At 69.8% G+C, this 11511-nt stretch carries 10 protein-coding genes; 8 read left to right on the plus strand and 2 right to left on the minus strand.

Going from position 1 to position 11511, the window contains the following annotated elements:
- Positions 1-177: 177 nt before the first annotated feature.
- A complete protein-coding gene (locus ACFWM7_RS28210; RefSeq protein WP_383265622.1) occupies positions 178-735 on the minus strand; it encodes an NADAR family protein in 558 nt (185 codons plus the stop codon).
- A gap of 207 nt (positions 736-942) precedes the next feature.
- On the opposite strand from ACFWM7_RS28210, the gene ACFWM7_RS28215 reads away from it, so the two are divergent.
- The 8 genes from ACFWM7_RS28215 (at position 943) to ACFWM7_RS28250 (ending at position 10698) form a co-directional block, all read left to right on the plus strand.
- On the plus strand, positions 943-2457 hold the full coding sequence (locus ACFWM7_RS28215) for a gamma-aminobutyraldehyde dehydrogenase (protein WP_383265624.1): 1515 nt from the start codon (positions 943-945) through the stop codon (positions 2455-2457).
- A gap of 74 nt (positions 2458-2531) precedes the next feature.
- Positions 2532-3779, plus strand: coding sequence for a PotD/PotF family extracellular solute-binding protein (locus ACFWM7_RS28220; protein ID WP_383265626.1), 1248 nt, complete (start codon positions 2532-2534; stop codon positions 3777-3779).
- A gap of 60 nt (positions 3780-3839) precedes the next feature.
- The gene (locus ACFWM7_RS28225) at positions 3840-4997 is read left to right on the plus strand and encodes an ABC transporter ATP-binding protein (RefSeq protein WP_383265629.1); all 1158 of its coding nucleotides are present in this window, start codon (positions 3840-3842) and stop codon (positions 4995-4997) included.
- The gene (locus tag ACFWM7_RS28230) at positions 4994-5929 is read left to right on the plus strand and encodes an ABC transporter permease (RefSeq protein ID WP_010061911.1); all 936 of its coding nucleotides are present in this window, start codon (positions 4994-4996) and stop codon (positions 5927-5929) included. The genes ACFWM7_RS28225 and ACFWM7_RS28230 overlap by 4 nt, the downstream gene beginning before the upstream one ends.
- A complete protein-coding gene (locus ACFWM7_RS28235; RefSeq protein WP_383265632.1) occupies positions 5929-6732 on the plus strand; it encodes an ABC transporter permease in 804 nt (267 codons plus the stop codon). The genes ACFWM7_RS28230 and ACFWM7_RS28235 overlap by 1 nt, the downstream gene beginning before the upstream one ends.
- A gap of 23 nt (positions 6733-6755) precedes the next feature.
- Positions 6756-8171 (plus strand): NAD(P)/FAD-dependent oxidoreductase, encoded by a 1416-nt coding sequence (locus tag ACFWM7_RS28240; RefSeq protein WP_383265636.1) that lies wholly within the window; start codon positions 6756-6758, stop codon positions 8169-8171.
- 136 nt (positions 8172-8307) lie between these two features.
- Positions 8308-8781, plus strand: a complete 474-nt coding sequence (locus tag ACFWM7_RS28245; protein WP_383265639.1) for a hypothetical protein — start codon at positions 8308-8310, stop codon at positions 8779-8781.
- 90 nt (positions 8782-8871) lie between these two features.
- On the plus strand, positions 8872-10698 hold the full coding sequence (locus ACFWM7_RS28250) for a chitinase (RefSeq protein WP_383265642.1): 1827 nt from the start codon (positions 8872-8874) through the stop codon (positions 10696-10698).
- On the opposite strand, the gene ACFWM7_RS28255 is transcribed toward ACFWM7_RS28250, so the two are convergent.
- Positions 10664-11509 (minus strand): phosphatase PAP2 family protein, encoded by an 846-nt coding sequence (locus ACFWM7_RS28255; protein WP_383265645.1) that lies wholly within the window; start codon positions 11507-11509, stop codon positions 10664-10666. The genes ACFWM7_RS28250 and ACFWM7_RS28255 overlap by 35 nt on opposite strands.
- Positions 11510-11511 lie beyond the last annotated feature (2 nt).

Here is an 11511-nt window from a genome sequence, read left to right on the forward strand (position 1 = left end):
CCGCTAGCGGCGGTCCCGTCGTCTCCGCGACGACCGGCCGGGCAGGGACCGCTCCCCGCCCGGCCGGTCGCCGTAGGGGCGGAGCCGGCGCGCGGGACCGGCCCCGGCCGGCCGCTCCCGTACCGACGCGGCCCCACGTCTCTGCCGGCCGCTCCCGCACTGCCGGGGCCCTGCACCTCAGCCCGGCACCCCCGCCCGCAGCCGCTCCCGCGCCTCCATCAGCGCGAACCCCAGCAGATTCAGCCCCCGCCACTCCTGCGGCCGCTCCACCCGCTCGTCGTCCGCCGCGAGCCCGATGCCCCAGATCCGGTCCAGCGGGGACGCCTCCACCAGCACCCGGTCCCCGGTGGAGAGCAGATACCCGGCCAGCTCCGGGTCCTGCCCGAACTTGTGCACGCTGCCCGCGACGACGAGCGCGAACCGCTCCCGTATCCACACGTCCTCGTCGAAGCCGCGCACCAGGCGGCCCGCCTTCTTCGCCGCCGCCGGGCTCTTCGCCGTCACCGCCGCCGCCTCGGCCTCCGGATCGCCGAAGAGCCGCGCCTTGCCGGCCATCATCCAGTGCTCGGCGCTCGCATACGTCACCCCGTCCACCGTGAACGGCGACGGCCACCACTGGCTCAGACAACTCGGGCCGATCCGGCCGTCCGGGCGCGGACGGTGCCCCCAGAACGGCAGATACTTCACCCGCTTGCCCCGCGCCACGTCCGCCAGAACTTCATCGATCGGTCCCATGGCATGTGAGTGTGGCATCCGCCACTGACACTCCGTACGGGGATTTCCGCACCGACACGACACATGGTCGACAGATTCCGTCGCGTAACCAAAAGGCAACAACGGAATCACTTGTTGGGCGTGAACCCCTCTGTCAGGATCGGCACTCAATTCACGAAGAAGCTACGCCGACCCCGCCCAGCGGGTACAGCGGCGGAGGAGAGCGTCATGAGCAACGGCTTCCAGGTTCGGGACCGCTTCGCGGAAGGTGCGCAGTACATCGGCGGCAAGCTGCTCCCCGGCACGTCCGGCCGCCACCACGACATCGTGAACCCCGCGACCGGCGAGAGCGTGCTCCGCTACGAGCTGGCGGGCACGGAGGACGTGGACGCGGCGGTCGCCGCCGCCCGCGCGGCCTTCCCCGGCTGGTCCGGCGCCACCCCCGGCGAGCGGTCCGATGCGATGCACCGGTTCGCCGCCGTCCTCGCCGAGCAGGCCGACGACTTCGCGTACGCCGAGTCCCTCCAGTGCGGCAAGCCGATCAAGCTCTCCACCGAGTTCGACGTCCCCGGCACCGTCGACAACGCCGCGTTCTTCGCGGGCGCGGCCCGCCACCTGGAGGGCAAGGCCGCCGCCGAGTACGACGGCGACCACACCTCCTACGTACGCCGCGAGGCGATCGGCGTCGTCGGCTCGATCGCCCCCTGGAACTACCCGCTCCAGATGGCCGCCTGGAAGGTCCTCCCGGCCGTCGCCGCGGGCAACACCATCGTCCTCAAGCCCGCCGAGCTGACCCCGCTCACCTCGCTGATGTTCGCCCAGGCCGCCACCGAGGCGGGCATCCCGGACGGCGTCATCAACATCGTCACCGGGGCGGGCAAGGACGCGGGCGAGCACCTCGTCGGCCACCCGGACGTCGTGATGACCTCCTTCACCGGCTCCACCGCCGTCGGCAAGCGGGTCGCCGAGATCGCCACCGCCACCGTCAAGCGGCTCCACCTGGAGCTCGGCGGCAAGGCCCCCTTCGTGGTCTTCGACGACGCCGACCTGGAGGCCGCCGTGCACGGCGCGGTCGCCGGATCGCTCATCAACACCGGCCAGGACTGCACCGCCGCCACCCGCGCCTACGTCCAGCGTCCCCTCTACGACGCCTTCGTCCGCGACGTCGCCGCCCTCATGGAGACCGTCCGCCTCGGCGACCCCTTCGACGCGGCCACCGACCTCGGCCCCCTCATCAGCCACGCCCAGCGCGACCGCGTCGCCGCCTTCGTCGAGCGGGCCCGCGGCTACGCCCAGGTCGTCACCGGCGGCGAGGCCCCCGGCGGAGACCTCGCGGACGGCGCGTACTACCGGCCCACCCTCGTCGCGGGCGCCGCCCAGGACAGCGAGATCGTCCAGTCGGAGATCTTCGGCCCGGTCCTGGTGGTCCTCCCCTTCGACACCGACGACGAGGGCATCGCCCTCGCCAACGACACCCCGTACGGACTGGCCGCCTCCGCCTGGACCCGCGACCTGTACCGCGCGAACCGCGCCACCCGCGAGATCCAGGCGGGCTGTGTGTGGGTGAACGACCACATCCCGATCCTCTCCGAGATGCCGCACGGCGGATACAAGGCCAGCGGCTTCGGCAAGGACATGTCGGCGTACTCCTTCGAGGAGTACACGCAGGTCAAGCACGTCATGTACGACAACACCGCGGTCGCCCGCAAGGACTGGCACCGCACGATCTTCGGGGACCGATAACAGCTGCCGCACGAGCGGGGCCCGTCCACCGTGACGGGCCCCGGCGGCCTCCCACCCGAAAGGGCGAACAGCGTATGGAGAGTTACGAGCCCGAGCGCCTCACGCCGGTCCAACTGGCGGCCATGAGGCGGTCCTTGACCAGCGGCAGGGGTGCCCTCACCCGCCGCTCCCTGCTTCGCGCCTCCGGCATGGGAGCCCTCGCCCTGGGCGGCATAGGCACCCTCGGCGCCTGCGGCATCCCGCCCGCAAAGCGCGCCGACGCCGGTACGGCCTCCGACGACCACTCGGCTAAGGAGAAGGAAGTCACCTTCTCCAACTGGACCGAGTACATGGACGTCAGCGAGGACGAGAAGAGCCGCCCCACCCTCCAGGCGTTCACGAAGCGCACCGGGATCAGGGTCAAGTACACCGAGGACATCAACGACAACGTCGAGTTCTTCGGGAAGATCAAACCGCAGCTCGCGGCCGGCCAGAACACCGGGCGCGACCTCATCTGCGTCACCGACTGGCTCGCGGCCCGCATCATCCGGCTCGGCTGGGCCCAGAAGCTCGACCCCTCGAACCTCCCGCACGCCTTCGCAGGCGTGTCCGCCCAGTTCCGCACCCCCGACTGGGATCCGGGCCGCGCCTACTCCTACCCCTGGACCGGAATCCCGACCGTCATCGCGTACAACGTGAGGGCCACCGGCGGCCGCAAGGTCGACTCCATAACCCAGCTCCTCGACGACCCGAAGCTCAAGGGCCGCGTCTCCTTCCTCTCCGAGATGCGCGACTCCGTCGGCATGACCCTGCTCGACCAGGGCAAGGACCCGGGGAAGTTCACCGACGCCGACTTCGACGGCGCGATCGGCCGGCTCCAGAAGGCCGTCGACAAGAAGCAGATCCGCCGCTTCACCGGCAACGACTACACCGCCGACCTCAGCAAGGGCGACATCGCCGCCTGCGTCGCCTGGGCCGGTGACATCATCCAGCTCCAGGCCGACAACCCGGACATCAAGTTCGCGATCCCGGCCGCCGGCTACATCACCTCCAGCGACAACCTCCTGGTCCCCGCCCAGGCCCGGCACAAGACCAACGCCGAGAAGCTCATCGACTACTACTACGAGCCGCCGGTCGCCGCCCAGCTCGCCGCGTACATCAACTACGTCTGCCCCGTCGACGGCGTACGCGACGAACTCGCCAAGATCGACGAGTCGATGGCCTCCAACACCCTGATCCTCCCCGACAAGGAGATGGCGGCGAAGTCCCGCTCCTTCCGCTCCCTGAGCACGAAGGAAGAGACGGCGTACGAAGAGAAGTTCGCCAAGCTCATCGGCGCCTGACCCGGCACCCGCCGGCCCTGCCCTCTCCGAACTCCCCCGAACACACTGGGACTGCGACCCATGACACAGCAGCAGCAGACCGCGGGCGGCGATGTCCGCCTCGCCGGGATCAGCAAGACCTACGGCTCCTTCACCGCCGTGCACCCGCTCGACCTGACCGTGCCCCAGGGCTCCTTCTTCGCCCTGCTCGGCGCGTCCGGCTGCGGCAAGACCACCACTCTGCGGATGATCGCGGGCCTGGAGGAGGCCACCACCGGCACGGTCTTCCTCGGGGACAAGGACATCACCGACCTGCCCCCGTACAAGCGGCCGGTCAACACCGTCTTCCAGAGCTACGCGCTCTTCCCGCACCTGGACATCACCGAGAACGTCGCCTTCGGGCTGCGCAGGCGCGGCATCAAGTCGGTGAAGAAGCAGGTCGACGACATGCTGGAGCTGGTCCAGCTCGGCGACTTCGCCCGCCGCAAGCCGCACCAGCTCTCCGGCGGCCAGCAGCAGCGCGTCGCCGTCGCGCGCGCCCTCATCAACCACCCGCAGGTCCTGCTGCTCGACGAACCCCTCGGCGCCCTCGACCTCAAGCTCCGCCGCCAGATGCAGCTGGAGCTCAAGCGCATCCAGACCGAGGTCGGCATCACCTTCGTGCACGTCACCCACGACCAGGAGGAGGCCATGACCATGGCCGACACCGTCGCGGTGATGAACGGGGGCCGTGTCGAACAGCTCGGCGCGCCCGCCGACCTCTACGAGAACCCGCGCACCACCTTCGTCGCCAACTTCCTCGGCACCTCCAACCTCATCGAGGGCGAGATCATCTCCGCCGGCGAGGACCTGGTGGTGGCCGCGAGCGGCGGGAAGCTCGCGCTGCCCCGCGAGCGATGTTCGGCCTCCTCCACCGCCGCGGGCGGCCGTCTCCTCCTCGGCATCCGGCCCGAGAAGATATCCCTGGCCCATGCGGACGACGCCGATGACATAGCCGCCGGCCGCAACCGCGTCACCGGCCGCATCTCCGACTCCAGCTTCATCGGCGTCTCGACGCAGTACGTCGTCGAGAGCCCGGCGGGCAAGGCCCTCCAGGTGTACGAGCAGAACATCGAGCGCGACACGCGGCTCGTCCCCGGCGCCGAGGTCGTCCTGCACTGGAACCCCGCCCACACCTTCGGCCTCGACGCCGCCCAGGACATCGACGCGGGCGCTACGAGCGTGGAGGACGCGGAGTGAGCGTCACCGAGGCGCCGCCCGCGCCGACCCCTGAGGAGCCCCGGGAACTCACGCTCCGCAAGCCCTCCACCCGCAAGCGGCTCGTACCGTACTGGCTGCTGCTCCCCGGCATCCTCTGGCTGGTCGTCTTCTTCGCCCTGCCGCTCGTCTACCAGGCCTCCACCTCCGTACAGACCGGCTCCCTGGAGCAGGGCTTCGAGGTCACCTGGCACTTCCAGACGTACGTGGACGCGCTGCGCGAGTACTACCCGCAGTTCATCCGGTCCCTGCTCTACGCGGGCACCGCCACGATCCTGTGCCTGCTGCTGGGCTACCCGCTCGCCTACCTCATCGCCTTCAAGGCGGGCCGCTGGCGCAACCTCGTCCTGGTGCTGGTCATCGCCCCGTTCTTCACCAGCTTCCTCATCCGTACGCTGGCGTGGAAGACGATCCTCGCCGACGGCGGCGCGGTCGTGGACGTGCTCAACACCCTGCACGTCCTGGACGTCACCAGCTGGCTCGGCTGGACCGAGTCCAACCGGGTCCTCGCCACCCCGATGGCCGTCGTCTGCGGTCTGACGTACAACTTCCTGCCGTTCATGATCCTGCCGCTCTACACCTCGCTGGAGCGGATCGACGGCCGGCTGCACGAGGCGGCGGGCGACCTCTACGCCACCCCCGCCACCACCTTCCGCAAGGTGACGTTCCCGCTCTCCATGCCCGGCGTGGTCTCCGGCACCCTGCTGACCTTCATCCCGGCGAGCGGCGACTACGTCAACGCCGAGCTGCTCGGATCCACCGACACCAAGATGGTCGGCAGCGTCATCCAGAGCCAGTTCCTGCGGGTCCTGGACTATCCGACGGCCGCCGCGCTCTCCTTCATCCTCATGGCGATCGTCCTGCTGATGGTCACCTTCTACATCCGCCGCTCCGGGACGGAGGACCTGGTCTGATGCCCGTACTGCGCTGGATACGCCGGAACCTGATCGTCATCGCGGGTCTGCTGACCCTCGCGTACATGATCCTGCCGAACGTCGTCGTCATGGTGTTCTCGTTCAACAAGCCCAACGGGCGCTTCAACTACGCCTGGCAGCAGTTCTCGCTGGACGCCTGGAAGGACCCCTGCGGCGTCGCCGACCTGTGCGGCTCGCTCTCCCTCTCGCTCCAGATCGCCTTCTGGGCGACGCTGGGGGCCACCGCGCTCGGCACGGCGGTCGCCTTCGCGCTGGTCCGTTACCGCTTCCGGGCGCGCGGCGCGATCAGCTCGCTGATCTTCCTGCCGATGGCGATGCCCGAGGTCGTCATGGCGGCCTCCCTGCTCACGCTCTTCCTGAACATGGGCGCCCAGCTCGGCTTCTGGACCGTGCTGATCGCCCACATCATGTTCTGCCTCAGCTTCGTGGTGACCGCCGTCAAGGCGCGCGTCATGTCGATGGACCCGAGACTGGAGGAAGCCGCCCGCGACCTCTACGCGGGCCCCGTGCAGACCTTCGTACGGGTGACCCTTCCCATCGCCGCCCCCGGCATCGCGGCGGGAGCGCTGCTCGCGTTCGCGCTCTCGTTCGACGATTTCATCATCACGAATTTCAACGCGGGCTCCACCGTCACGTTCCCCATGTTCGTCTGGGGATCGGCACAGCGCGGCACGCCCGTGCAGATCAACGTCATCGGCACCGCCATGTTCATCATTGCGGTAACGATGGTTCTCGTCGGCCAGGTCATAGCGAGCCGACGCAAGAACAACGCTCGACCCTGAAATTCCTGAAGGAGTTGGAAACCATGGCCCCAGCTGCCATGCGTACTGCTGCACAATCCCTCTCCGGCGCCAAGCCGGTCTCCTACTGGCTCGACGACCCGGCCAAACCCGACGCGCTCCCCGCCCTCACCGGCGACGAGCACACCGACCTCCTGGTCGTCGGCGGCGGCTACAGCGGGCTGTGGACCGCGCTCATCGCCAAGGAGCGCGCCCCGGACCGCGACGTCGTCCTCATCGAGGGGCACGAGGTGGGCTGGGCCGCCTCGGGCCGCAACGGCGGCTTCTGCGCCGCCTCCCTCACCCACGGGCTGGCCAACGGCGTGGAGCGCTGGCCCGGTGAGATCGCGCGGCTGGAGGAGCTGGGGGAGCGGAACCTCGATGCCATCGAGGCCGCCGTCGCCCGCTACGGCATCGACTGCGAGTTCGAGCGGACCGGCGAGATCGACGTCGCCACCGAGCCCCATCAGCTCGAAGAGCTGCGGGAATGGCACGAGGAGATCGTCAAGCTCGGCATCACCGGCGTCGACTTCCTGGACCGGGACGCCCTGCGCGCCGAGATCGACTCGCCGACCTTCCTCGGCGGGCTCTGGGACCGGCGCGGCGTCGCGATGCTGCACCCGGCCAAGCTCGCCTGGGGCCTCAAGCGGGCCTGCCTGGAGCTGGGCGTACGGATCTACGAGTCCACGCGCGGCCTGGACCTCGTCCGCTCGGGGGAGGGGATGGCGGTCCGCACCCCGTACGGCCGGGTCTTCGCCCGCCGGGTCGCGCTCGGCACCAATATCTTCCCCTCGCTCGTCAAGCGGGTCCGCCCGTACACCGTCCCGGTCTACGACTACGCGCTGATGACCGAACCGCTCACCCCCGAACAGCTCGAATCCATCGGCTGGAAGGGTCGTCAGGGACTCGGCGACAGCGCCAATCAATTCCATTACTTCCGCCTTTCCGCGGACAACCGGATCCTGTGGGGCGGATACGACGCGTTCTATCCGTACGGAGGCCGGCTCAGCGCCGATCTCGACCAGCGCCCGGAGACGTTCCTGAAACTCGCGGAGCAGTTCTTCACCTGCTTCCCGCAGCTTTCCGGGCTGAATTTCACGCACGCCTGGGGCGGCGCGATCGACACCTGTTCCCGCTTCACGGCATTCTTCGGAACGGCCCATCAGGGGCGGGTCGCCTATGCCGCCGGATTCACCGGCCTCGGCGTCGGGTCGACCCGGTTCGGGGCCGATGTGATGCTCGACCTCCTCTCCGGCGAGGAGACCGAACGGACCCGGCTGGAGATGGTCCGCTCCAAGCCGATGCCCTTCCCGCCGGAGCCCTTCGCCTGGGCCGGGATCGAGATCACCAAGCGGTCCCTGGCCCGCGCCGACAGCAACGGCGGGCGCCGCAATCTGTGGCTGAAGGGCATGGACAGGCTGGGGCTCGGCTTCGACAGCTGACACCCTGTCCAATAATGTGACTCACGTCACGGCCATTCGTGGCCCCGAGCCGCGTCATAGTCGGGGCCGAGCGCTCTCTCGCACGTGTACCCACCGGCAGAACCCTGCCGGTGTTCACGTCAACGGGAGGCTGGTCATGACGGGACCGGAAACGAAAGCCGCGGTCGAGTGGCTCACATCGGTGGCACCGGATCCCAGCGCCTGCCGGTGGGAATGGGAGCGCAACCCCCAGGGGATCGCGCTCCTTCCCGCCGGCAGGCGCTGGGACGTTCTGATCCTCCCGGGGGAGCTGGGCTATCCGACGCTCGACGTCCTCACCCGCCTCATCGACCGTCCGGGCCCCGTACTCGCCGACTTCGGGGAGTCCCGCATGGGCTTCTTCGTCCCGCCGGGCACGGTCTCCCGCTGGATCGGCACCGGGATCAGGGGCTGCGGGCAGGGCACCTGGATCGTCGTCCCGTACCCGGGGCGCGCCACCGGGGGAGTGCGTTGGCTCATCCCGCCGGACGGCTCGGGAACCCTCACCGACGCCGCACTCCTCGAACTCGCCATGCATGAGGCGGCGGGCTCCGCCGCCCGCGACGCCCGCGAAGAGCGACCGGGGAGCTGAGCAGGCCGCCAGAGGTCTTGACAACCTCATTGGTCTGGACCATGTTGTGCGCACGCCACACCCCGAATTCCCCCCTGCGCGGAGGCTGTTGTGGAACGCACTGGACCAACCGTCAGATTCTCCAGACTTCTGGCTGTCTGCTCGGCCGCCCTGCTCGCCGCCGGCGCCCTGGTCGCCACGGCACCGGCGGCCGGCGCGGCGGACGTGGACGTGGCGCGCAACGGTGGCTTCGAGTCAGGACTCGACGGCTGGAACTGCACGGCCTCCAGCGGGGCGGCCGTCTCCACCCCGGTGCACGGCGGCACCAAGGCGCTGAAGGCGACCCCGGCGGGCAGCGACAACGCCAAGTGCTCCCAGAGCGTCACCGTGAAGCCCAGCTCCCGCTACACGCTGAGCGCCTGGGTGCAGGGCAGCCACGTCTACCTCGGCGCCACCGGCACCGGCACCACCGACGTCTCCACCTGGACCCAGTCCTCCGGAGCCTGGAAGCAGCTCACCACCACGTTCGCCACCGGCCCGAACACCACCTCGGTGAGCGTCTACACCCACGGCTGGTACGGCACCCCCGCCCACTACGTCGACGACCTCACCCTCGTCGGCCCCGGCGGCGAGCCCGTCGTGATCCCGGCCGTCCCCGCAGGCCTGAGGACCACCGCGCTCACGTCCTCCTCCGTCGCGCTCTCTTGGAACGCCGTATCGGGCGCGAGCGTCTACCACGTCTACCGCGGCGGTACGAAGGTGGCCACGGCCACCGGCCCCTCCGCCACGGTCAGGGGGCTGACCCCCTCCACCGCGTACAGCTTCCAGGTCACCGCCGCCAACGCGGCCGGCGAGTCCGCGAAGTCGGCGGCGATCACGGCGACCACCGCGGCGGGCGGCGGCGGGGGCGGCGACACCAAGCTGCCCGCCCGGGCGCTCGTCGGCTATCTGCACTCCAGCTTCGCCAACGGCTCCGGCTACACGCGGATGGCGGACGTGCCCGACTCCTGGGACGTCATCAACCTGGCCTTCGGCGAGCCCACCTCCGTCACCTCGGGCGACATCCGCTTCTCGCTCTGCCCGGTCGCCGAGTGCCCGAACGTCGAGTCCGAGGCGGAGTTCAAAGCCGCGATCAAGGCCAAGCAGGCCGCGGGCAAGAAGGTGCTGATCTCCATCGGCGGCCAGAACGGGCAGGTGCAGCTCGCCTCCACCGCCGCCCGGGACGCCTTCGTCACCTCGGTCTCGAAGATCATCGACACCTACGGTCTCGACGGCCTCGACATCGACTTCGAGGGCCACTCCCTCTCGCTGAACACCGGCGACACCGACTTCCGCGCCCCGACCTCACCGGTGATCGTCAACCTGATCTCGGCGGTGAAGGCCCTCAAGGCGAAGTACGGCTCCGACTTCGTCCTGACGATGGCGCCGGAGACCTTCTTCGTCCAGCTCGGCTACCAGTTCTACGGCTCCGGCCCCTGGGGCGGCCAGGACCCGCGCGCAGGCGCGTATCTCCCGGTCATCCACGCGCTGCGCGACGACCTGACCCTGCTGCACGTCCAGGACTACAACTCGGGCCCGATCATGGGCCTGGACAACCAGTACCACACCATGGGCGGCGCGGACTTCCACATCGCGATGACCGACATGCTGCTCGCGGGCTTCCCGGTGGCGGGCGACACGAGCCGCGTCTTCCCGGGCCTGCGCCCCGACCAGGTCGCCATCGGCCTCCCGGCCTCCACCCAGGCGGGCAACGGCCACACCACCCCGGCCGAGGTCAACAAGGCGCTCAACTGCCTGATCAAGAAGACCGACTGCGGCTCCTACCAGACCCACGGAACCTGGTCCGACCTGCGCGGCCTGATGACCTGGTCGATCAACTGGGACCGCTTCAACAACGGGGAGTTCAGCCGGAACTTCGACGCCTACTTCGGCAACTGACCCACCACAGGGGCGCCAGCAGCAACGGCCCCAGGCACCAACTGGCCAGCACGTCCAGCGGCCAGTGGTAGCCGTGCAACACCAGACCGATGCCCGTCGCCGTGGTCAGCAGGATCGCGGCGACGGGCATCATCCACGTCCGGGGCCAGGAGGCCTCCCGCAGCCACGCCGGGCGGGGGAGGGCCAGCAGCACCAGCGCCGACGCCCCGTACGCCACGGCCGCCGTCGCCGTATGACCGGACGGGTAGTAGTTGACCGCCTCGGTGAGCGGCCCCTGCCGGGCGGTGGCCACCTTCAGCGGGATCACCAGCGCGGGCACCGCCGCCATGGTGAGGGCCGCGTACACGGCGAGCCGCAGGGCACGGCGCCACAGGGCGTACGCGATCGCGCAGGTCAGCACCGGCAGTGCTACCGCCATCCCGCCGAGGTCGGAGAAGACCTGGGTCAGGGGGGCCGGACCGCGCTCGAACAGCTTCGCCCCCACCCGCTGGTCCAGCCGCAGGAGCGGCCCCTCGGCGGCGACCTGCCAGGTGATCAAAGCGAAGAGGACCGCGAGCAGACCGAGAGCACCGAAGACGTATCCGGAAACGAGGGGGGCCGGCCACCCGGGAACAGGGGGGGTTGTTCCGGGATGGCCGGCGAGATCGGTTCGCCGCGCGCCCCGGGGGGTGTGGGGCGGGCGGCCGTCCGATCGGTGAGGAGTCCCGGAGCCATCGGCTCCGGTGTGCGCGAACGCACGCCCCGGGCTGCGCTGGGGAAGCCCCGGCCCGGAGTCGGCCGCGGTTTCCCGCGGCCGAGGTGTTTCTCTCATCC

It is taken from the genome of Streptomyces sp. NPDC058375 (assembly GCF_042723425.1).
GTDB lineage: Bacteria > Actinomycetota > Actinomycetes > Streptomycetales > Streptomycetaceae > Streptomyces > Streptomyces durocortorensis.